Below are 21,659 nucleotides of genomic sequence, written 5' to 3'. Positions count from 1 at the left end.
GCCCGGGTGCCCTCTCAGTGAGAGGTGAGCATGCCGTCGCGCAACCGGGCCAGGGTGCGCGACAGCAGGCGGGAGACATGCATCTGCGAGACGCCCAGCCGTTCGCCGATCTGGGCCTGGGTGAGTTCCTCCACGAACCGCATGTGGATGATCTGCCGGTCCCGATCGCCGAGTTCGGCGATCAGCGGGGCCAGGGCGTGGAAGTCCTCCACCAGTTCGAGAGCCTGGTCCTCGGCGCCGATGAAGTCCTGCAGCGCCGCCTCGCCGTCCTCGCTGCCGTTGAGGGTGGCGTCCAGGGAGGAGGAGTTGTAGCCGTTCGCGGCCAGGCGGGCCTCGCACACCTCTTCCTCGGGAAGGCTCATCAGCTCCGACAGCTCCCTCACCGTCGGGGTGCGGCCCAGGCGGCTGCGCAGCTCCTCCGTGGCGCGGGCCAGTTGGACGCGGGCTTCCTGCAGCCGGCGGGGCACGTGCACGGCCCAGGTGGTGTCGCGGAAGAACCGCTTGATCTCGCCCACGATGTAGGGAATGGCGAAGGAGGTGAACTCCGCCTCACGGGACAGGTCGAACCGGTCGATCGCCTTGATCAGGCCGATCATGCCGACCTGGACGATGTCCTCCATCTCCTCCGGCCCCCGGCTGCGGAAGCGGCCGGCCGCGAAGCGGACCAGGGACATGTTCATCTCGATCAGCGTGTTGCGCGCGTACTGGTGCTCCGGCGTGCCTTCCTCCAGCAGCGCAAGCTGGTCGAAGAACTGCCTGGACAGCTCGCGGGCATCCCTCGGCGCGACGTGAGAGGGATCAGCGACCTCCGGCAACTCGCGCATCTGCGTGTCCGTAGCCGTCGCGCTCATGAGCGCCATGACGTACCCCTCCCACCATCGAAACCGACCACCGCAGCCGGCTGGATACAACCGGCACAGCCGCGCGATTACCCCCTCATTTTGCATCCATGCCCCCACCCATTCGAAAGGAGGAGGGATCACACGGCTGAACCGGCCCGGTATCCGGTAGGCGAAGGGACCGAGGGACCGAGGGACCGGTCGGTCGGAGAGACGCTCACCGGGCAGGTATGCCTGGGCCACGGCGTGCGGAGCCGGTGCGCGCCGGTTTCGAGCTCGGGCGGACGGAACCGGCCCCGTCGTACCCGGTGGTCTGGTCGCCTTCACCCGGGGTAGGCGGAAGCACAAGGCGGCCTGCCGGGCCCGGCCGGTGTTCCGTCCGCAGGCGCCGGCTCGGCGCCTGCCGGACCGCCGGCCTCGGTGCCTGCGACCTCGGCCCTGCCGACCCGCAGCGGGCATCTCGCTGCCGGCAGCCGGCGCGGCTCAGATCCGGTTCGATGCCGGAGCTGCCAGAAGATGCCGGAGCTGCCAGAAGGACTCTGTTCTCGGACGGCACCTTCTTGGCCGATGTCCGGGCCCTGGCGGCCCGGCTGCGGGGCCGCCCGGTGAGGGCGAGGCTCGGTGCATCGGGTGTCGGGGCAGTCGGGAAAGGCGCTTACCGTCGAGGGGCGTGCCACCAGTCGAACAAGGAGATCAAGGCATGGCAGGACCGGAACATGCGCAGACCCACGGGAAGCGGCCCCTGGTGACACCTGCCGCGGCGCTCGTCAAGGCACTGGAAGCCATCGGGACCGGGGCCTACCTGGTGGACGAGGAAGGCCGCATCATCGCCGTCAACTCCCGCACCGAACGGTTCCTGGACCGGCCCGCCGAAGATCTCATCGGCCATGACGCGCACGACCTGCTGCACCGGGACGCCCACGGCCACCCCTTGCCGAGGACCCAGTGCCGTATGCGGCAGGCCTTTCACGCCGGACGCACCGCTCAGGGCGAGGAGGACTACTTCGCGCACGGCGACGGCTCTGTGCTGCCCATCTCGTGGCTGATAACCCCGTTCGGCCTCGACGGCCCCGAACACTGCACGCTCGTCGTCTTCCATGCCCGCCGTCCGGGGGAAACCGACGCGCGGCAGGCGCCCGCGGCCGCGTTGCTGCCCGAGCTCGAACGGCTCGCCCTGCTGGCTGCCACCACCACCCAGCTGACCTCCACCCTTGATGTCGACGAGGCACTGCGGCGGCTGGTGACGTTGGTGGTGCCCCGGCTGGCGGACTGGGCCATCATCGATCTGATCACCGAGCGCGACGAGGTGTGGCGCACCGTCGTGGCCGAGGCGGACGGTGACGCCCTGGTGCGCCACGAGGGACTCCAGGGGCCGATGCCACCGGTCCCCGAGGAGTCCCCGATGCCGTTGTCCAGGGCCCTGCGGGGGGTCGTGTCGACTGTGGCCGGACCGAAGACCTACCAGGGCCCGCCGGATTCCGGAATCGCGGTCGAACAGCGCCGCCTGTTCGACGCCACGGGCATTCACTCCGCGGCCATCGCGCCCATCCGCAGCACCCGCGCCGTCCTCGGTGCGCTGACCCTGGGACGCGCCAAGCAACCGGGGGACTTCGCCACCGTCGATCTCCCCCTGATCGAGGACATCGCCCGCCGCGCGGGCCTGGCTCTGGACAACGCGCGTCTCTACCAGCGCCAGCGCAAGGTCGCCGAGACCATGCAGAACCACCTGCTGCCCCAGATGCCGCGCGTGCCCGGGCTGCAGATGACGGTCCGCTACCTGCCCGCGCCCGACGCCTCGCAGGTGGGGGGCGACTGGTACGACGCCTTCTCACTGTCCGACGGGGCCACGGCGCTGGCCGTCGGCGATGTCGTCGGCCACGACCTGGAGGCCGCGGCCGGCATGGCGCAGGTGCGCAACATGCTCCGCGCCTACGCCTGGGCCCTGCGGGAGCCGCCCAGCCGGATCGTCGAACGCCTCGACGAGGCGGTCATGCACATCACCGACGTCGCCATGGCCACCATGATCCTCGCCCGGGTCGAAGAGTCCGATGCCGGCCAATGGAAACTGTCCTGGACCAACGCCGGCCACCCACCGCCCCTGTTGATCAGCCATGACGGTCTGACCGACTACCTCACCGACGGCCACGGCATCCTCCTGGGCACCGGAGCCCGCAAACCCCGTACCGACGCCACCGCCCTGCTGCCGCCCGGCTCCACCCTCCTGCTGTACACCGACGGCCTGATCGAAGAACCCGGCCACACCCTCGACGACGGGCTGCACCAGCTGCGCCGGCATGCCGCAGCCCTCGCCCACCGTCCACTGGCCTCCTTCACCGACCAGCTGCTGCGCCGGGTCCGCCCCGCCGCCAACGACGACGACGTCGCCCTCCTCGCCCTACGGGTACCCACCCGGCCGTGACCCCCGGCGCCGCGGTCGCGGGACGACGGGCTGACGGCCTCGGCCCGGGCGCACCGTCACAGCTGGGTCCGGTCGCGGCCGGCCCCAGCTGTCACGGTGAGGCCGGTCGCGGCCGGCTGACCCGTCAGCCCCGGGCCACCGCCCTGTCGGCCCGCTTGCCGGCCGCCCGTCGCCCGTCCCGGCGGTGACCGGACAGGACCTGCGGCTCATCGCCGCGGGTCCGGTCTGGATTCGGCCGGCCGGCCGCGGTCGCCGTGCCAGTCCAGTATCAGGACCGTGGCGTCGTCCTTGAGGTTGCCGTGGCAGGCGTCGAGCACCGCGGCGGTCAGGCTCCGGACGGCTTCCCTCGGATGCAGCATGCGGGTGTCGTGAACGACCGAGGCCAGGTCCACTGCCGCGGCACCGCGTTCCTGCATTCCGTCGGTGAGCAGGACCAGGCGGTCTCCGGGACGCAACTGCAGCTCCTGTACGCGGTAGGAGGTGGGCGCCGCCACGCCGAAGGGCAGGTTGGCGGCGAGTCTGACCTCTTCGACGGCGTTGTCGCGCAGCCGCAGCGGCCGGGGGTGGCCGGCGTTGACCAGTTCGCACAGGCCTGTGGCGAGGTCGACGCACAGCAGCTGACCGGTGGCCAGGCCGCGGCTGTGGCTCAGCAGGGCCTGGTGGGCGTGGTTCGCCTGCTTCAGAGCGTCGCAGCCGCTGCGGCGTGCCCGGCGCAGTGCGCCGACCAGCAGGGTGGCCAGCAGCGCGGAGTTGGTGTCGTGGCCCATGGCGTCGGTGATGGACAGGTGCAGGGTGTCGCGGTCGAGGGTGTAGTCGTAGGTGTCGCCACCGATGTCGTCGGCCGGGACCAGCCCGGCGGCGAGAGTGAACTGCGCCGCCTCGCAGCAGGGGGCGGAGGGAAGCAGCTGGTGCTGGATCTCCGCGGCCAGGCTGGTCTCGGTGGTGCGCCGACCCAGGTGGTACAGATCCGTGAAGCGGCGGTCCGTGACGATGATGTAGGCCAACGCGTGTGCCGCGTCGCGGACTTGGCGCAGCACGGTGTCGTCGGCGGACTGCAGGGTCACCTCCAGGACGCCGATGCAGTCGCCGCGGTTGGTGACCGGCGTGATGACGCGCCGTCCGCCCTGGCCGTCCGGTTCCACATGCTGGCGCTGGTTCTGCAGAACGCTGTCGTAGACGCTTCCCTGCAGGTCGATCGGCTCGGCGCGGTCGGCGGCCTCGCTCCCGGCCGCGGCGAGGCGTACCAGCCGCTGGCCGATGAGGTCGACGAACAGGAAGGACACGCGTTCGGCACCGAACCGCTTTTGCAGGTCGTGTGCCACGACGTCAATGGACTCACCGGGCGGGGCCGCTTCCGCAGCGGCCAGCAACTCGCCCAGTTCAAGATCTCCACCCTCCACAGCAACCTCCTGTCTGTTGCCGCAACTTCTTCCCCGAGTCTTCGCAACATCACCTGTTCTGCCTATTTTGCCTGGTCAGAGCGGCGGGTCACAGCAGCGGGCCGGGCGGTCATCAGGCCTCGGCGTTCGCCGCGGCCGTGCCCGGCAGCGGCGTCCGGCGGCGTCCGGGCACCGCCCCCGGATGCCAGGGCCGACGGGCTGTGGCCCGGACGGGAGGGTCAGCTGGCGGAGGAGCCCGGGCCGCACGCGCTCGCCGCCGCCGACCGCCACGGTGCGGCGCCCCCACTGCGCTCGCCGGCCCTGTGTCCCTGCGCACAGGGGCAACTCGCGCGGGCGGTGCGGCTGCTGCACGACGACCCCGGGGTTCCTCACCGGCCTCGGGAACACGTTCGGGATGACGGACACCGAGCAGTGACCGACCAGGGGGAGCCGCGTCAGGGCCCGCCGGAGAAGGCGCGGTCCACCTGTCTCGGGTGATCGCCCGGACCGGCGAGTGACCTCCCGGAGCAGCGGGTCGGGCCATGCGCAAGACGGCAGGCCGGCTGGTGCCGGGCGGGCCTCGTGCCGGAGTTCAGCGCCGGGCGAGCGCCAGCACACTCAGACCGAACATCAGCACCCCCAGGGGCAGATGGACCGACGGAACGTGCGCGATGCCGAGCACGACCTGGACCGAGGCAAGGACGAGGAAACCCGACGCGTGCCAGACCGGCCGGGGCGAGCCGCCGCCCGGCTTCCACGCCAGCACCGCCGCGAGCACGTACAGCATCGACGCCCCGTACATCACACGGGCTCCGACACCGTGCAGCGTCTCCCCGTAGGACGAGGTCAGCAGCAGTCCGGCGGAGACCGCCTGAAGGAAGATGGTCAGGGTCTGCAGGACGATCGCGATCTGCAGGAACGAGGAGCCGCGCGGTGCCTTCGCGTTCGCGTTGCCCGTCCCCGTCGCCGTCTCCGTCGCCTCAGTGGCCATGTCGCAGTCCCCCTTTTCCGCCCTCGGGCGGTAGATCGATAAGGTCTCACCAGCCCGACGACACGGGCCCGCGAAAGGTAAGGCGAGGGGACGGCCACAGACATGGGCATCGTCGGGAGCGCCGATGAGACGGCCGGCGAGCGACGCCAACTCATCAACGTCGCCTACCGGTTGCTCGGTTCGGTGACCGAGGCCGAGGATGCCGTACAGGACGCCTACGCACGCTGGTACGCGCTGCCGCGAAGCCGACAGGAGGAAATCCTGTCCCCCGGCGCCTGGCTGACGACGGTGACCAGCCGCATCTGCCTGGACCTGCTCGGCTCGGCGCGGGCCCGTCGTGAACGCTATGTCGGCGCGTGGCTGCCCGAGCCGCTGCCCGACCGCACCGAGTGGGACCACGCGGGCGGCGCCGGCCCCACCGGCCCGGCGGACCCCGCCGATCAGATCCTCCTGGACGAGTCGGTGGCCATGGCCTTCCTCGTCGTCCTGGAGTCGATGACGCCCGCCGAGCGGGTGGCGTTCGTCCTGCACGACGTCTTCCGGTACCCGTTCGCCGAGATCGCCGGCGTCCTCGGCCGGACTCCCGCGGCGTGCAAGCAACTGGCGGCCTCCGCCCGGCGGCGGGTGAGCCTCACGCGCACTCCGGTGTCGGCGAACGGCCAGGCCGACCTGGTGAGGCACGTCAAAGAGGCATGGCAGGCGAAGGACATCGCAGCCCTCGTCGATCTCCTCAACCCGGCCGCCGTGATGACCGCCGACGGCGGCGGCATGGCGTCCACCGCCCTGGTCCCGATCGAGGGCGGCCACCGCATCGCCCGCTACATGGCCGCCATCGCCGACAGGGCTCCCGGGCTCGAACTCCTGGAGCGGTCGGTCAACGGCGCGCCGGGCCTGGTCGCCCAGCGGGCCGGCGTCGTGATGACCGTAGCCTCGTTCGATGTCCGCGACGGACGCATCGCCTCGATCTGGGCGGTCCGCAACCCGGAGAAACTGCGTTTGTGGGCGCGCGAGGGCTGACCGGCCCGCGGGAATGCACAGCCGCACACCGTGGTGGCACTCGTCTCCGGCCGCAGTGCGGCCGGAGGCACGACAGCCCTTCGAGTGCTCCCGCGTGCCCGCATCACCGCCGTCACGCCCCACTTCGTCGGCGTAACCGGTGGACGGCGGCCGCTGGACCGCCTCCGCAGGCCCGGACTGACTCGTCAGCGGACGACGTCGAAGACGTTCTTCTGCAGACCGTTGGCGTAGGCCTCGTGCTCGACGAGCTTCAGCTTCTGGGTGTCCTTGTCGGTGCCACTGAAGAGCCGCTTGCCCGCCCCGAGCAGGAGCGGGAAGACGAGCAGGTGGTAACGGTCGATCAGGCCGGCGTCCGACAGCGCCTGGTTGAGGGAGGCGCTGCCGTGGACGATGATCGGGCCGCCCTCGGTGTCCTTCAGCGCGGCCACGTCGTCGAGTGAGCGCAGGATCGTGGTCTCACCCCAGTTCGACACCAGATCGTCCTCGGTGAGGGTGGTGGAGACGACGTACTTGGGCATCACCTTGTAGTCGGAGAAGTCCTCCATGGCGGGCCACACAGGGCTGAACGCCTCGTAGCTGATGCGGCCCATCAGCATCGCGGCGGCTTCCTTCTGTTCCCGGCCCTTGATGTCGAAGGCCTCGGGGAGGAACTCGATGTCCTTGAAGGTCCACCCGGCGTTGCGGTAACCGGGCTCGCCGCCCGGGGCCTCCACGACGCCGTCGAGCGAGATGAAGGCGGTGCTGATCAGGGTGCGCATGTGAGGTTCCTCGGTGTCTGGTGTCCGGTGTCCGGTTCTCAGCAGATGCGATCGGTGCACGCTTCGACCACACTCGCGGCTCCGGCGCGCCCATCATCATCTCTGACCGCGGATCACGGGGAAACTCATCGGCCTCGCCCGTCCCGCCCAGCGGCCCGGGCCGTCCGGCCGGTGCGAGCCCCTGAAGACCCGCCGTCTTGGGGAGCCGCTCATGCCCGGCCGCGGACCTGGCACGGCCCCTGCCCCGTGCCAGGTCCCGTGCCCGCGGCGACGGTGTCCGCCGAGCAGCAGCCGCGCTGCCGGTCACCGACCACGCCTTTCGAGTGACCCGCCAACAGGGGGCAAGCTGCGGCTGCTCCGCGGCCACCGCGGGCAGGGATGGATTCGTCCAGGCGTCCCGCCGCCAGCCATCGGCTCGCCGGCATCGAAAATCCCGAGCTCGTCATCCACGCCCGAGGCAGGATGCGTGTGTGCATCCCATACTGTGCGGGCTCGCCGCCAATCCGGCCCTGCCGTCCGAGCTGGTCGACCGGCTCATCTCCCTCGCGGACGAGGACATCGCCCTGGGCCTCGACCGTCGCGCGGACCTCAGTCGCGCACAGGCGGTCGCGCTGGCCGAGCGCGTCGGCGAGAGCGCGGTGCCGCTCGCGTACGAGGGTCGGCTGAGCGCCGCGGACATCGATCCCGCTGTCTGGCCGGATGCCGCGCTCGCTCTGCTCGACCAGGGTGCCGGCAGCCCGGAGTGGGCGCGTCTCCTCGCGGCGGACCCGGCCCGTGAGCGGCGGGAGAAACTGGCGGCCTGCCCCGGCCTGCCGTCCGACGTGGTGGACACGCTCGCGACCGACCCCGACGTACGTGTCGTCGCCGAGCTCGCGTTGTGGACCACGCCGGAGGTGGCCGCAAGGCTGGCGGCGCACCCGCACGCCGAGGTCCGCAGCGCGGTGGCGGCCAACGAGGCGACGCCCCCGGGCACGTTGGCAGCGTTGGTGACCGGGCAGGGGATGCCCGCGGCGCGACACTGTCTGGTCTGCGACCGCGAGGAAGTCCCCTTCGTCCACGATCCGCGGTGCCCACGGCGTGACTGCGATCTGCCGCCGGGCGCCTCCTGCGACGGCTCCCACGAGTCCACCGTCCACGACATGCGAGATGCGGCGCTGCGCAATCCCGCCACCCCTGTCGAAGCCGTCGTCGGCTACGTGGACCATCCGTCGACGCAGCTGCGCCGGGCCCTCGCCGCCCGCCACGACCTGCCCCGGAAGGTGTGCGTACGGCTCGCCGCGGATCCCACTCCCGGTATCCGCGCCGACCTCGCCGAGAACCCGGCGATCGACGATGCCCTGATCCGTGCGCTGGCCGGCGACGCCGATCCCGACGTGCGCCGCGGTCTTGCACGCCACCCCCGCGTACCGCTCGACGTGCTGACGGACCTGGCCGGCGCTGCCAGGATCGGCGCCACCCTGCTGCCCCGTATCGCCGCCGCCTCCCCCACCGAGGTCGAAGAGCTGGCCACATCGGCGCAGCCGGCCGCCCGCATGCTCGTGGCCCAGCGACGCGATCTGCCGCCCGCCGTACGCGACCGGCTGGCCGACGACCCCGACGCGAAGGTGGTCAAGGCCCTCGCCCCGCACCCCGGCCTCACCGAAGCACAGTTGCGCGCCATGGTCGACCGGCACGGCGCCCGGGTCCTGGCCAAGGTGGCGACCAACCCGGACGCGCCCCCCGCACTGCTGGAGGACCTGGTCCGCCACGAGCCGACGGTGCGGAAGGTGTTCCGTGAGGTCGCCCGGCATCCCGGGGCGACGGCCCCGGCACTGCTCGTCTGCCTGGCGGACAGACGGGCCGGCCCCCTCGCCGCCGGCCACCCGGCACTGCCCCCGGAGGTCATCCTGGAGCTGCTCGCCGACGCGGACGACGAGGTGGTGGAAGCAGCAGCCGCCAACCCGTCCCTGCCGCCCGCCGTGATGGCGGATCTGGTGCACCGACGGTGAACTCCGGCGCCGAGCCCGACCACCGCATCCCACCCCCGGCCACCGCCCCCACTTCTCGGGTCCGGGCCGGGGCCGGGCTCTGTGGCCGGCCGCGGGCCCGGCCGTAATTGGCTTGACCTGGTCACGGGGCGACGCTGCACTGTGGCGGGACACCACGAACCGTGGCGTCCGGTATACCGGGAAGGCAGCGGCAGCGATGGAGATCCGTCCCACGACCGAGCAGGACCTCGACGTCTTCGTCGACACACTGCATGCCGCGTTCGGGCTCTTCCCGGAAACCCCGACCGATGGCGGCGGACTGTGGTGGTCGGCGCTCGAAATGGACCGCGGCCTGCTCGCCACGACGGCGGACGGGCGGCCCGTCGGTACCGCGGGCGCGTACACCTTCGAGCTCACCCTGCCCGGTGAGACCCTCGCCCCGGCCGCCGGAGTGAGCGCCGTCGGCGTTCTGCCCTCGCACCGGCGCCAGGGCGTGGGCCGCGCGCTGATGCGGCATCAACTGACCGAGCTGCGGGCCAGAGGGGAGTTCCTCTCCGTCCTGCTGGCCTCCGAGGCCGTGATCTACCGCCGGTTCGGCTACGGACCGGCGACCTACACGCAGCGGCTCACAGTCCCGCGCCACCGAGGCGCCCTCGCCCTCCCCCGGGCGCACGCGACGACCGGCACCCCGGCGGCCGACTCGGGGGCCGGCCCGGACACCGGCTCGGTCGAGCTGCTGCGGCGTGCCGAGTGCGGCGAGATCCTGGAAGAGGTCTACGACCGGTACCGCCGCGCACAGCCCGGCGCGCTGTCGCGACCGCACCGCTGGTGGACCCTGGGCGCGGGGCAACCCCCCGTCTCCGCGACGCCGCGCTACGTCGCCCTCCACCGGGACGCCGACGGCGTCCCGGACGGGTACGCCGGCTACTCGCTCGAGGCCGACATCTTGACGGTCGACGAGACGATCGCGACCGACGACGCCGTCTTCACGACCCTGGCCCGGTTCGTGCTCGGACATGACCTGGTCGCTCAGGTCGTGTTCAAGCACTTCCCGCCCGGGCACCCACTGCGCTGGCAGTTCGCGGACTTCCGCGCCGGCCAGGTGAGCGGTGACACGGACTGGCTGTGGGTGCGACTGCTGGACATCCCGCGTGCGCTGACCGCGCGCGGCTGGTTCACGGACGGCGAGCTCGTCCTCGACGTCGACGATCCGTTCCTCGGCGAGCACGGCCGCTACCTGCTGACCGTCCGGGACGGCAAGGCCGACTGCGTCCCCACGGACCGGGACCCCGACCTTTCCCTCGACGTGAGCGACCTGGGCTCGGTCTACCTCGGCGGCACCGCCCCGAGCACACTCGTGCGGGCCGGACACATCCGAGCCCACCGCCCGGGCGTGGCCACGCTCGCGGACGCCCTCTTCCGCGCCGAGCGTCCCCCACACTGCCTGCACTGGTTCTGACCACGCGCCCGCCGAACCCGCAACCTCCCTCAGGAGCCGTCTCGTTCACCCCGCCCGCGCTGAGCCCGCCCGCGTGGGCCGGCGCGCCTTGGCGGCTCGGCGGGACGGTGCGCCTGGCGCGGGCGGGTGTCCCGGGTGCACTCGCTGCTCACCCGTGCGGGTGAGTCAATGCGGTTCGGAGTCCGGTGCGCGCTCGGCAAGGGTGGCCTGGCTGCAGGTTCCCCGGTGTTCACGCCGACCCGGGTGCCACCGTCGGACGACTACGCCCCTCCGGCGAACGGATTGCCGTGTCCGGGAAGCTGCCCACCGGGCGGCACATACCGCACTCTCCCGCTCCCGTCCGTCAGCGGCGTGAACCCGGCGGCCTGGAGCCGGGCGGCGTGCTTGGCAATGTAACGTCGGCGCCTGCGGTGCGGGGCCTGACGTGATGTGAGGTCTGGTACGTCCGGTACCGCGGGTAGGCCAAAACACCGTTCGGTACGAGAGCCCGCCCCAGCCCGACACGGCCTACGCGACCGTTGCACTTCTGGGCCGTCAACTTCCGTTCATACAAGTGGACTTGGCGGACCGCCCCAACGGGGCCTGGGTTCGCGGACGTGCGAATCCGCGCGGAAGGGGCCCGCAACCGTGGAACGTGTCAACACCTGCCTGGGCAAACACCTGTGGCTGCAGATCGTGCTGTCGATCCTGGGGTTCGGGATCACTGTCACCGGACACGCCGTCAAGCCCACCGGGCGACCCGAACTCGTCAGCCCCGCGAGTTCGACGCCCCCGCGTGCGCGACGATTTCAGCCGCGGGCCGGGGCGGCGTTCGCCCGGTGTCGGTGCTCGCCGGATTCGTCATGATCGCGCTCGCGACAACCTCGAAGAGGTGATCGGCGCGTGGGGCGAGCGAGGGTTGATCGCTGAGCCACGCGAGCGCGGCTATCAGGGCGAACAGATCGGTGCCGTCGATGTCGCCCCGCGCCGCGCCTACGGCCTGGGCACGGGCGAGGAGCCGCGCACCGGCCGCGCGCAGGGTGACACACGAAGCGTGGAGCGCGGAGTCGGCGTCCTCGATGGCGGCCGCCATCAGCACGGTCACGCCCCGATACTCGGTAGTCCACGCGACGCAGTCGCGCAGCCACGAAACGAGAGCGTCCTCGGGCGAACTCGATGTCTCGAACTCGCCTGCCGTTGCCGTCAGCTCGTCGAAGCTCGTGCGGAGCAAGGCTTCGAGGAGCGCCTCACGCGTCGGGAAATGACGCAACAGTGTCGCGAGCCCGACGTCGGCCCTGCGCGCGATGTCGCGCAGTGACACGTCGACGCCCTGCTCGGTGATGGCGGTGCCCGCGACTGCGAGCACGTGGTCGCGGTTCTTCCTGGCGTCGGCCCGCATCTGTCCCTCTTGACTGTCCGGATCAGTGGTCCATATATTCGGATCAGTGATCCACTTATGTGGAGCACTGATCCGAATAAGTCTATCCCGCGGCGCGGGCAGGAGAAAACGATGCCGACACATACGATGAAGGCGATCCGGCTCCATGAGCACGGCGGCCCCGAGGTTCTGCGTCATGACGACGTGCCGATTCCCGAGCCGGGGCCGGGTGAGGTGCTCGTCCGCGTGCACGCGGTCGGCGTCAATCCTCCGGACTGGTACCTGCGCGGCGGCTATACCACCATGCCCGGGGAGACGGAATCGACGGTCAGCCTGCCGGTGATCCCGGGAACGGACGTGTCGGGCGTCGTCGTGGCCGTCGCCGCGGACGTGGACGGGCTCGCCGTGGGTGACGAAGTCTTCGGTCTTCTGCGTTTCCCCAGCTTCGACGGCAGCGCATACGCCGAGTACGTGGCCGCGCCCGCCTCACACCTCGCGCGCAAGCCGACCGGCATCGACCACGTGCACGCCGCCGGAGCGCCCATGGCCGGGCTGACGGCGTGGCAGTTCCTGATCGAGGCCGGGCATGATCACCCCTCGCCGTTCCAGAAGGCACGGCATCGCCCGACGACACTCGACGCCGGCACGGCGGTGCTCATCAACGGCGCCGCGGGCGGCGTGGGGCACTTCGCGCTACAACTGGCGAAGGGGAAGGGCGCTCGCGTCATCGCGGTGGCATCGGGCGCGCACGAATCGTTCCTGACCGAGCTCGGCGCCGACCGGTTCCTCGACTACACCAGGAGTCGTCCTGAGGAACTCGTGCACGACGTCGATCTCGTACTCGACACCGTCGGTGGCCCCGGCAGCAGGCGCTTCCTGCGCACACTCAAGCGCGGCGGCGCCCAGTTCCCCGTACTCCCCGGGGAATTCGACGAAGAGGAGATCGCGAAACTGGGCGTCACGGTCTCGAGCGCCCAGGTGCGGTCGAACGGCGCGCAGCTCGCTGAACTGGGACGCCTGCTCGACGCGGGCACGGTCCGTGTCGCGATCGACAGCACGTTCGCACTCGCGGATGCCCGAGCAGCGCACGAACGCGCCGCCCGGGGCCACATCCAGGGCAAGATCGTGCTCACGGTCGCTTAGAGCTCCGACCGCGGCAACCCGTGGAGTTGGTGCGCCGCCGGCCGCGCGAGGCGACCCGGTGCGTGCGGTCGAAGGACCGGCTCGACGGCGTCAAGGCCGACCGAGGCGGTGATGCCGAGGGTCCGGGAGCGGCCCGGCACGGTCCGGCCCGGACCGTCGGACTCCGAACAGGCAGTGGGAAACGTCTGGGAAACCCCTTCTCACCAGGGGTTCCTGAGAACGGGCCAGATGTGGTCGGGCGCGACGGGGGCTGTGGTCGCGGTCAGGTGGGCAAGCACGCCGGAGCAGCCGCCCCGGTCAGCCGCAGCCGGCAGATCGCGGCGAACCGGGCCGGCACGTCCAGGTTCCACAGCCGTACGGTCCCGTCGTTGCTGCTGCTGGCGACCGTCCGCCCGTCCGGGGCGAACACAGTGCCCCACACCGCGTTCGTGTGCCCGGTCAGTGTGGCCCACGGCCGCCGCTCGGCCACGTCCCACAGCCGCACCGTACGGTCGCTGCCGCTGCTGGCCAGCAGACGGCCGTCGGGGGAGAACGCGATGCCGCGCACCGAGCCGGTGTGGCCCCGCAACACCGCCTCCGGACGTTTCCTGCGGACGTCCCACAGGCGTACGGTTCCGTCGTTGCCGCTGCTCGCCAGTGTCCGACCGTCCGGGCCGAACGCCACGCCCCGTACCGCGCCCGTGTGCCCGGTGAGCGTGCGCAGCGGCCCGCGCCGCGCGACGTCCCACAGCCGTACGGTCAGATCGTCACCGGCGCTGGCGAGGGTGCGCCCGTCGGGACTGAAGGTGACACCGTTGACGAAGTCGGTGTGGCCGGTGAGCGTGGCCAGGGGACGGCGGGTGGCGACGTCCCACAGCCGCACCGTACGGTCGGCGCCCGCCGATGCCAGCAACACGCCGTCCGGGGCGAACGCCACCGAGAAGACGTCCCCGTGATGCCCGCGGAGCGTGGCGCGGAGGCGGTGGGCGGCCACGTCCCACAGCCGGACCGTACCGTCGGAACCGGCCGAGGCCAGCGTCCGCCCGTCCGGGGCGAAGGCCACCGAGAACACGGCCGAGCGATGTCCCCGCAGGGTCGCGACGGTCCGGTGCCGCGTCACGTCCCACAACCGCACCGTGTGATCGGTGTCGGCGGTCGCCAGCAGTCCCCCGTCCGGGCTGTAGGCGGACTGCCAGATCTCGGTGTACGGACGGGCCGTCAGCACCGGCCCACCCAGGCCCCACAGCACCACCGACTGGTCGAACCCGGCGGTGGCGAGCATGGTCCCGTCGGCGTTCACGGCCACGCCCATCGTGTAGTCGGTGTGGCCGGTGAGCGTCAGCGTCTGCATTCCGCTGTGCACGTCCCACAAACGGGTCGTGCCGTCCCCTCCCGCGCTGACGACCGTGGCGCCGTCCGGGGTGTAGGCGACCGCGTTGACGTCGTCACTGTGCCCGGTCAGGACCGAGGTCGTCCGGTGCCGTGCCAGGTCCCACAGCCGTACGGTCCGGTCGGCTCCCCCGCTGGCCAGGCTCCGTCCGTCCGGCGCGAACGCCACGCCGTACACCTCGTCGTTGTGCCCTTCCAGCACGCCCGACGGCCGGCCGCGCACCGTGTCCCACAGCCGGACGGTCCGGTCTGCGCCGGCCGACGCGAGCGTCCGGCCGTCCGGGGCGTACGCCACCGCGTCGACCTGCCCGACGTGACCGGTGAAGGACACGACTCGGCGCCCGCGGACCGTGTCCCACACCTGAATCGTGCCATCGCCCGCCGCGACGGCCAGTCTGCGGCCCCGCGGATCGAAGGCCACGGCCCGGGCGCCCCCGGTGCCGGCAGGCAACACCACCTTCGTACGGTGGTCGGCCGCGCCCCACAGCCGCACCGGCGCGTTCGTGGCACCCGCCGCGAGCGTACGGCCGTCAGGGCTGAAGGCGACCGACCGTACCTGCCCGGACATCTTGAACGTGGCCGTCGTACGGCGGTCCGCAAGCCGTCGCAGCGTCACCGTGCCGTCCGAACTGGCCGTCGCCAGCGTGCGCCCGTCGGGAGCGAAGGCCACCGAGTTGACCGGCCCTCGGTGCCCACCGAGCCGGGCCGAGAAGGGCTGCGCCTGCGTGCTGAGGAGAGCGCCGCGCGCCTCGGGTGTCGCCTGGGAACGGTAGGCCTGCTCGGCGAGCCGCATCGAAGCCTCGGGCTGGCCGGCGGCCAGGGAGGCGGACTGCGCGGCCAGTGCCCGGGAACGGGCGACCCGCTCCTGATGCAGCGCGTCCGAGCGCTGCTGGTACGCCAGGGCTCCGGCGACGACGGCGAGGGTCAGCAGCACGACCAGCGTGGCCAGCGTGCCCTGTCTGCGCCGGATCTGCCGTCGGGCCTGCCGCTGCCGGTCGGCCTCCTCGGCCTGGCTCGCGCGCAGGAACGCCTCCTCCTGCGCGCTGAGCCGGCTCCGGCCGTCCAGTTCCTCGGCCCATACGCGGACGGTGTCCAGCCGGGTGCCACGGTAGAGGGCGGACGGATCGCCTCCCTCGCGCTCCCACTCGTCGGCAGCGTGCGCGAGTTGCTGGTGGATCAGCAGTCCGTCCCGGTCGGCGTTGATCCAGCCGCGCAGCCGGGGCCAGGCGTGCAGCAGGGCCTCGTGGGCGATCTCGACCGTGTCGCGGTCTGCGGTGATCAGACGGGCCCGCACAAAGGCGTCGAGGGCGGCCGTGGCGCCGTCCGTGTCGGCCGGCCGCTCCATCAGCGCGGCCCGGCTCATCCGGCACCGGGCGGGTCCGGTGCCGTCGGCCACGTGGACCAGGCGCACCAGAATCCTGCGGATCGTCTGCTGCTCGCTCGGGTACAGGCCCGCGAACACGTCCTCGGCGGTCCGCGCGACCGCCCCCCGGATCCCGCCGGTGCGTTCGTACCCTGCGACGGTGAGGGTGGCGCCCTCGCGTCGCTGCCAGGTGGTCAGCAGCGCGTGGGAGATCAGCGGCAGCGCACCGGAGGGGGTGACGTCCGGCAGGTCGCGCCCGAGATCCGATCCGTCGCCGGGCAGTCCTCCCGGTTCGTCGCGCAGACCGGCGTCGCGCAGCAACAGCGGGACGAGACCCGACTCCAGGGTGAGTCCGGCGAGGTCGGCGGGGCGGGTGATCGCCTCCCGCAATCCGGCGACGGACATCGGGGGCAGTACGAACAAGCCATCGGTGAACACCGGGGCCAGCTCGGGGAGTTCAATACACCTGCCGGACAGGTCGGCCCGTACGCCCAGGACCACCACAGCCGGATCACGGCCGGATCCGTCCGCCGGATTCGACGGGCGGCGGGACGTCGACAGGGCGCACAGCACCCGGACGAAAGCCCGTCGCTCGTCCTCGTCCGAGCAGAGCGTGAACAGCTCCTCGAACTGGTCGACGATGAGCACCGGACGCACCGGCGGTGGCTGTCTGTCCCCGTCGGCGCGGGCGCTGTCGTCCACGGTGCGCCGCACGGCTTCCAACAGTGCCTCGGGCCTGTCCCGTAACTGTCGCACGGTGACGCCGAGGTCGCCGTCCAGCGCCTTGGCGACGCCGGTCAGCAGCTCCTCCAGCGGATGCGCGGTGGGCGTGAACTCCACCACCGGCCACCGCTCGGCGCCCGGCATGGGGAAGCCGCCGGGGTTTCGGAAGGCAGGTACGAGACCGGCGTTGAACAGGGACGACTTGCCCGCACCCGAGGGGGCGACGACCATCAGGGGCCCGCTGCCGATCCGTTCGAAGACCCTCTCGACCAGCGCGGCGGTGGCCCGCTCGCGGCCGAAGAACCATCCCACGTCCTGCGCGGTGAACGCCGACAGCCCCCGGTAGGGACAGACACCGTCGAACTCCCCACGCCCGGGCACGGCACCTTCGTCCCGCCCAGCCCGCGTGTCGTCCGCGTTCTCCGGTTTCGCCGTTCGCCCGGTCCTCTCCGCATCGCCGGCGTTCTCGACATTTTCGGGGTTCTGCGGCAGCAGCCGCAGCAGTCCGCCCTCAGCCCGCAGGATCTGGTCGCAACGCCGCGCGACGTCGAGGGTGGCCCGCTTCGCCCCCGTCTCGATCTTGCTGAGGTAGCCCTTGCTGTAGTGCGTCTGCCGTGCCATGTCGGCCAGCGAGAGCCCACGCTGTCGGCGCAGTCGTCTCAGCTGGGCGGGGAAGTCCGGAACGGCGGCGTCGGGCGGTGGCGGTTCACATCGGTCGCCGGTGTGCTGCTGCTCCCCCACCACATCCCCCGGGTGTCGCGCGCATGAGCCGTGAAACGGCCGACATCCAGAGTACTGCCGCAATATGACGACTGATCAAGCCTTTCACCGGTATGGCGCGAAGGTGTGGCGGAAACACGGACGTCCGGAACCGCGGACGCGATTCCGGACGTTCCCCCGTGAGAAAGGCCTTACGGCCGGTTCAGCTTGATCGAGTTGACCGGCGTGAGGTCGGCCCACACCCCCCTCGGAGGAGCCGCGATGGTGTAGTTGCAGTTCGTGCCGCCGTAGTTCAGGCACAGTTCCGCCGAGGCGCCACCGGTCTGGTTGTTGAGGACCCAGTGCATGCCCACCTGGTTGCTCAGGTTGTGGGCCCCGTAGCTCCAGTAGATGTGGCTCGGGCTCTGGGCGGGGTTCTGGTTCTGCGGGTAGATACAGACGGCGCCGGACGGGCACCCGGCCCAGTCGGCGGCCGGCTTGGCTTCGGCCGTGCCGGTCAGCGCCACCATCGCGGTGGCGGCGGTGGCCAGTGCGACTGCCCCACTGAACAACTTGCGCATGTTTCCCCCTTGCGGTCGTCCTGCCTGGTCGCAGGTCGTGCTCGGTCTCTCGGCATCAGATTGGCGGCCGGGTCCCGAGAGGTCGACGGGTTTCCTGTTTCCCGTCATCACGGCAAGGCGGGAAACCGGCCGCGATCAGCACGGTCGGCGCGAAGAGGGCAACCCCTGACAGCGCGACGCCCGACGGAGTCCGACCGGCCGGCCGTGCGGCCGGCGTGAGCGGCCGGCGTGAGCGGCCGGCGTGAGCGGCCGGCGTGAGCGGCCGGCGTGAGCGGCCGGCGTGAGCGGCCGGCGTGAGCGGCCGGCGTGAGCTCCGACACGAACCGCACCCCGTCGTCCGGGCCGGTGACCGACCTTTCCGGCACAGCAGTCGCCGTCGACGGCCGGCTCCGCCGGAAATCGACTCCGAGTGGACCGGGGCGGCGGCCGGCACAGGCCCGCGGTCCGATCCGCATCCGCCGCACCCGCTGACGCTCACGCTCCCCCCGCGGAGTCCGTACCGGGCGGCCGCCCGTTCTGTCCTGCGGTGGAACCGGTGCGGCGGCGACAGGCTGCGCGACACCGCACGGGCGCCGCGACCTGGAGAGCAGCGCGTGCAAACTTGTGCGAGATCCCGCCTCCAGAACACGGGTGTCGCCCTGGCGGAACCGAGCGGGTTCCACCAGGGCGAGCCTGACCACTGCGGCCTCCCGCCCCCTGTGCGGCGCGGCGCCGTCCCGGCGAGCGTCAGCGGGCGTTCCCCGGCTGCGGGAAGACGGGAGCCGGCGGCGCGCCGGACGTGATGGCCGAGCGGGAGGAGCGGGTCAGCGGGTGTAGGTGACCCGCTGCTCCTTCAGGGACCCGCAGTTGGAGCCCGACACCTGCACGTACACGTTGGCGATGTGGCCGCCCCAGTCGACGCACTGGCCCTTGCCGTAGATGTACGTCGGACCCGCGAAGGACGTGTACTGCCCGTAGTCCGCGTCGTTCGCGTCGGTGGCGGGGACGTAGATCCACGCGGACATGTCCTTGACGGTGCCGGGGTTGGTGCGGATGGTCGTGACGCAGTTCCTGCCGTTGGAGGAGTTGTACGTCAGGTAGACGGTGCCCAGTGAACCGACGGGAGCCGAGTTCACCGTCTTGTAGCTACTGCCGCACACCTTCTGCGGTGTGGTGTTGGGTGCGGCGGAGGCGGGCGTCGCCAGGGCGGTCGTGGCTCCCACCGCCAGAGCCGCCAGCGCGGCGGCTCCCAGCATGGAGTGAGTGAAACGCATATTTCCCCCTTGTGATCTTAGGAGTCGGTTGCTCCCGTGTTGTGTGACCCGCGGGGCATCCGGATGGTTGTGCCGGACTTACAGGCGTTTTCAGCCATAATTGGCTTCGCGACAGGGCGAGTTGAGGGAGCGCTCTGGGAGAGCGCGTCCGCGACGCTCCGGACCATGCCCAGGTGCTCCGGCCGCGCCCGCGCCTGCCGGTCATCTGCCCCTGCCCCAGGCGCCTTTCGCTGTTCCGACACCCAGGTCGTGGGGGCGCGGCTCGCGGTAGCCGAGCGGGGCGAACCCGGCCGAGATGCGTGTCCGCTGTGTTCCGCCAGTCAGGGGCCGCCTGTCGCGGCTGCCCTGAGCGACGCGAGCGTGGCGCCTTCGATGACGCAGCTGATCAGCGCGGTTGCCCTCGGGGGCTACTCCCGCTGCCCCGACGCGTGCACGGATGCTCTTGAAGCGCCGATCGCCCGCCGCCTACTGTCGTGCGGACCGTGTCCCGGTGTCCAGGTGAGCTGCTGGGCCGCCGGGTGAGCGGTACGCCGCCGCTACGAGAGGAACGCCCGCTGTGCGTGTGCGCCAGGAACGGGAGAACGCCGAGGCCCCTGGACACGTGATCCGGCCGCCCGGGAACAGCACGCCGGAGCACCGTTTCTCCCCCGACCACAGCGCGATGACACCCGCCCAGGCGATCGCCCTCCAGCGCGCCGCGGGCAACGCGGCGGTGAGCCGGACGGTCGGCGAGACCCGGGGAGCGGGACCGAAGACTCCCTGGGCCGCGCCGGGGACGCGCTCCAAACGGACCCAGGACGACGCCGGCATAGAGCGGGGCGAAAGCCCGCCGCAGCAACAGCAGCGCGTCGAGCAGGATCAGCAGGCGACCCGGTCCACGCGCAGCGGACGGGCCGGGACAGCGGTGAAGGGCAAGGAGAAGGCGGAGGAGCCGGAGGAGATCGGCAATCCCACCCTCCGCTTCACCTCCCGTTACGTCGGAGCCGCAACGCAGTCGCTCACCGGCAGCCATGAGATCGGCTTCGAACAAGAGGCGACGCTGCAGCGGGCGAACGGGATGACGACGCGGGCGGCGGACGCGTACGACTTCTGGCAGGAGGTCACCGACGAGAACTCACAGATCTCACCGGCCGCGGTCAACTACCGCCCCAAGAAGTCCAAGCGCGCGTGGGTTGTGGACGGCCCCTTCCGTCCGTCCTACAACACCGAAGACGGAACGATCACCAACGAAGCCGATCACATCACCTTTCACGACAGTCCCGGATTCTCGGGCGGCATGAAGATGACCAACGGCTACTGGCTCAGTTCCTACGAGGTCAAGTTCCGCTGGAAGGTCCGCCGCAAGCTGGGCGGCCGGTTCACCAAGAACGAACCGTTCTGGACCAGTGACGAAATGGTCCACCGGGTGGAATCGACGTTCGACCCCCAGAACCCGGAAGCGACCGCGCAGGTCACCGCCAGGCCGGCGGGCAACCGCACGTGGAACGTCGAACTGCCCAACTGAGACGGGCTCGACGTGCACGGTCGAAGAGGTGAGGCCTAGATCCGATGTGCCCGTCCACGCCCGTCGACGCCCGTCGGTCGGTCGCGAGGCGGCCTACGAGGGCGGGCGCAAGTCGATCACCGGCCTGGTCGGTCGTCTCCTGACGGTCAGCCTTCTTCACGACAAGAGCCGCGGTACGAGCTGGAGAACACCGGGTCGCTGATCAGGCTCTGCCGGGGCTGATCGCCTTGGCCACTTCGCTCAGATCATTGTTGAGCTGGTGATCGCGCCCGGGCAGCCGGTGCACCTTCGCCTGCGGAATCGCCCGGGCATAGAGGTCTGCGTGTGACGGTAGGGCCGTCTCGTCATCGAGCCCGTGGAACACATGCACCCGAGCGCCGTGCGGCAGCTTCGCGCCCAGGTCCCCGGGCAGCTCGAACTCGTCGCCCGGCCAGCCGCCCCGGCCCACGAACGGGGCGGCGATCAGCACGATCGCCGCAAGCCTGCGGTCCGGCCACTGCTCGGCGAGTGCGTGGATGAGCATCGTCCCTCCCACCGAATGGCCGGCCACGACCGCGCCGTCCGCCAGATCCGCCATCTCGCGCCGGATCGCAGGGCTCCACCGGGCGTAACTCGGATCGTCCTCGTCGGGCATCCGCGGGTAGCGGACCTCGTACGCGTCCCCGAGCTCTCGCCTCATGCTGTCGACCCACTCGTCGTGCGCGCCCGCGCCACCGCCCTGGATGAACAAGACCTGCCGAATCCCTGTCATGCCGACCCTCCCCATGCCAATCGTCCTGCGCACCCTCGTAGCGCCCTGATGAGGCGATGGGCTCAACCCTCCACGCGCCTCACCGGAC

General features: G+C 71.4%; 15 protein-coding genes. 6 read left to right on the top strand and 9 right to left on the bottom strand.

Annotated elements, in window-relative coordinates; translation table 11 throughout:
• Positions 1 to 14: 14 nt before the first annotated feature.
• Positions 15 to 860, bottom strand: a complete 846-nt coding sequence (locus tag ACIPFH_RS19215) for an RNA polymerase sigma factor SigF (RefSeq protein ID WP_401827834.1) — start codon at positions 858 to 860, stop codon at positions 15 to 17.
• A 679-nt stretch (positions 861 to 1,539) separates the two neighbouring features.
• Between ACIPFH_RS19215 and ACIPFH_RS19210 the strand changes: the two genes are divergently transcribed.
• Positions 1,540 to 3,258, top strand: a complete 1,719-nt coding sequence (locus tag ACIPFH_RS19210; RefSeq protein WP_401827833.1) for a SpoIIE family protein phosphatase — start codon at positions 1,540 to 1,542, stop codon at positions 3,256 to 3,258.
• A gap of 206 nt (positions 3,259 to 3,464) precedes the next feature.
• Here ACIPFH_RS19210 and ACIPFH_RS19205 read toward each other — a convergent pair whose 3' ends face one another.
• Entirely contained in the window at positions 3,465 to 4,658 is a 1,194-nt protein-coding gene (locus ACIPFH_RS19205; protein ID WP_401827832.1) for a PP2C family protein-serine/threonine phosphatase, read from the bottom strand.
• A 571-nt stretch (positions 4,659 to 5,229) separates the two neighbouring features.
• Positions 5,230 to 5,628 carry a hypothetical protein gene (locus ACIPFH_RS19200; RefSeq protein WP_401827831.1) on the bottom strand — a complete coding sequence of 133 codons (399 nt, stop codon included), beginning with the start codon at positions 5,626 to 5,628 and terminating at the stop codon, positions 5,230 to 5,232.
• Between the two features lie 102 nt (positions 5,629 to 5,730).
• Between ACIPFH_RS19200 and sigJ the strand changes: the two genes are divergently transcribed.
• Positions 5,731 to 6,645, top strand: coding sequence for an RNA polymerase sigma factor SigJ (sigJ, locus tag ACIPFH_RS19195; protein ID WP_401827829.1), 915 nt, complete (start codon positions 5,731 to 5,733; stop codon positions 6,643 to 6,645).
• A 185-nt stretch (positions 6,646 to 6,830) separates the two neighbouring features.
• Here sigJ and ACIPFH_RS19190 read toward each other — a convergent pair whose 3' ends face one another.
• Entirely contained in the window at positions 6,831 to 7,403 is a 573-nt protein-coding gene (locus tag ACIPFH_RS19190; protein ID WP_401827827.1) for a dihydrofolate reductase family protein, read from the bottom strand.
• A gap of 470 nt (positions 7,404 to 7,873) precedes the next feature.
• On the opposite strand from ACIPFH_RS19190, the gene ACIPFH_RS19185 reads away from it, so the two are divergent.
• Positions 7,874 to 9,391 carry a hypothetical protein gene (locus ACIPFH_RS19185; protein ID WP_401827825.1) on the top strand — a complete coding sequence of 506 codons (1,518 nt, stop codon included), beginning with the start codon at positions 7,874 to 7,876 and terminating at the stop codon, positions 9,389 to 9,391.
• A gap of 196 nt (positions 9,392 to 9,587) precedes the next feature.
• Positions 9,588 to 10,829 carry a GNAT family N-acetyltransferase gene (locus ACIPFH_RS19180; protein ID WP_401827824.1) on the top strand — a complete coding sequence of 414 codons (1,242 nt, stop codon included), beginning with the start codon at positions 9,588 to 9,590 and terminating at the stop codon, positions 10,827 to 10,829.
• 748 nt (positions 10,830 to 11,577) lie between these two features.
• Here ACIPFH_RS19180 and ACIPFH_RS19175 read toward each other — a convergent pair.
• Entirely contained in the window at positions 11,578 to 12,207 is a 630-nt protein-coding gene (locus ACIPFH_RS19175; RefSeq protein ID WP_401827822.1) for a TetR/AcrR family transcriptional regulator, read from the bottom strand.
• A 111-nt stretch (positions 12,208 to 12,318) separates the two neighbouring features.
• On the opposite strand from ACIPFH_RS19175, the gene ACIPFH_RS19170 reads away from it, so the two are divergent.
• Positions 12,319 to 13,329 carry an NADP-dependent oxidoreductase gene (locus ACIPFH_RS19170; RefSeq protein ID WP_401828079.1) on the top strand — a complete coding sequence of 337 codons (1,011 nt, stop codon included), beginning with the start codon at positions 12,319 to 12,321 and terminating at the stop codon, positions 13,327 to 13,329.
• Positions 13,330 to 13,591: 262 nt separating this feature from the next.
• On the opposite strand, the gene ACIPFH_RS19165 is transcribed toward ACIPFH_RS19170, so the two are convergent.
• The 3 genes from ACIPFH_RS19165 to ACIPFH_RS19155 form a co-directional block, all read right to left on the bottom strand.
• Entirely contained in the window at positions 13,592 to 17,524 is a 3,933-nt protein-coding gene (locus tag ACIPFH_RS19165; RefSeq protein ID WP_401827820.1) for a helix-turn-helix domain-containing protein, read from the bottom strand.
• A 170-nt stretch (positions 17,525 to 17,694) separates the two neighbouring features.
• The gene (locus tag ACIPFH_RS19160) at positions 17,695 to 18,063 is read right to left on the bottom strand and encodes a hypothetical protein (protein ID WP_356258850.1); all 369 of its coding nucleotides are present in this window, start codon (positions 18,061 to 18,063) and stop codon (positions 17,695 to 17,697) included.
• A gap of 803 nt (positions 18,064 to 18,866) precedes the next feature.
• Entirely contained in the window at positions 18,867 to 19,316 is a 450-nt protein-coding gene (locus ACIPFH_RS19155) for a spore-associated protein (RefSeq protein ID WP_356258846.1), read from the bottom strand.
• 556 nt (positions 19,317 to 19,872) lie between these two features.
• On the opposite strand from ACIPFH_RS19155, the gene ACIPFH_RS19150 reads away from it, so the two are divergent.
• Positions 19,873 to 20,820: a hypothetical protein gene (locus ACIPFH_RS19150; RefSeq protein WP_401827818.1), complete on the top strand. Its 948-nt coding sequence runs from the start codon at positions 19,873 to 19,875 to the stop codon at positions 20,818 to 20,820.
• Positions 20,821 to 21,022: 202 nt separating this feature from the next.
• Here ACIPFH_RS19150 and ACIPFH_RS19145 read toward each other — a convergent pair whose 3' ends face one another.
• The gene (locus tag ACIPFH_RS19145) at positions 21,023 to 21,550 is read right to left on the bottom strand and encodes an alpha/beta hydrolase (RefSeq protein ID WP_401827816.1); all 528 of its coding nucleotides are present in this window, start codon (positions 21,548 to 21,550) and stop codon (positions 21,023 to 21,025) included.
• Positions 21,551 to 21,659 lie beyond the last annotated feature (109 nt).

This window comes from Streptomyces sp. NPDC088157 (genome assembly GCF_044741545.1).
In the GTDB taxonomy this organism is placed as follows: domain Bacteria; phylum Actinomycetota; class Actinomycetes; order Streptomycetales; family Streptomycetaceae; genus Streptomyces.
Note: the sequence above shows the minus strand (reverse complement) of the source record. Positions and strands in the feature narration are given on the sequence as shown.

Excerpts from the sequence above, each read along its gene's own strand:
- ACIPFH_RS19215 (WP_401827834.1), bottom strand. The coding sequence starts at position 860 with ATGGCGCTCATGAGCGCGACGGCTACGGACACGCAGATGCGCGAGTTG.
- sigJ (WP_401827829.1), top strand. The coding sequence starts at position 5,731 with ATGGGCATCGTCGGGAGCGCCGATGAGACGGCCGGCGAGCGACGCCAA.
- ACIPFH_RS19200 (WP_401827831.1), bottom strand. The coding sequence starts at position 5,628 with ATGGCCACTGAGGCGACGGAGACGGCGACGGGGACGGGCAACGCGAAC.
- ACIPFH_RS19210 (WP_401827833.1), top strand. The coding sequence starts at position 1,540 with ATGGCAGGACCGGAACATGCGCAGACCCACGGGAAGCGGCCCCTGGTG.
- ACIPFH_RS19175 (WP_401827822.1), bottom strand. The coding sequence starts at position 12,207 with ATGCGGGCCGACGCCAGGAAGAACCGCGACCACGTGCTCGCAGTCGCG.
- ACIPFH_RS19160 (WP_356258850.1), bottom strand. The coding sequence starts at position 18,063 with ATGCGCAAGTTGTTCAGTGGGGCAGTCGCACTGGCCACCGCCGCCACC.
- ACIPFH_RS19155 (WP_356258846.1), bottom strand. The coding sequence starts at position 19,316 with ATGCGTTTCACTCACTCCATGCTGGGAGCCGCCGCGCTGGCGGCTCTG.
- ACIPFH_RS19190 (WP_401827827.1), bottom strand. The coding sequence starts at position 7,403 with ATGCGCACCCTGATCAGCACCGCCTTCATCTCGCTCGACGGCGTCGTG.
- ACIPFH_RS19180 (WP_401827824.1), top strand. The coding sequence starts at position 9,588 with ATGGAGATCCGTCCCACGACCGAGCAGGACCTCGACGTCTTCGTCGAC.
- ACIPFH_RS19170 (WP_401828079.1), top strand. The coding sequence starts at position 12,319 with ATGCCGACACATACGATGAAGGCGATCCGGCTCCATGAGCACGGCGGC.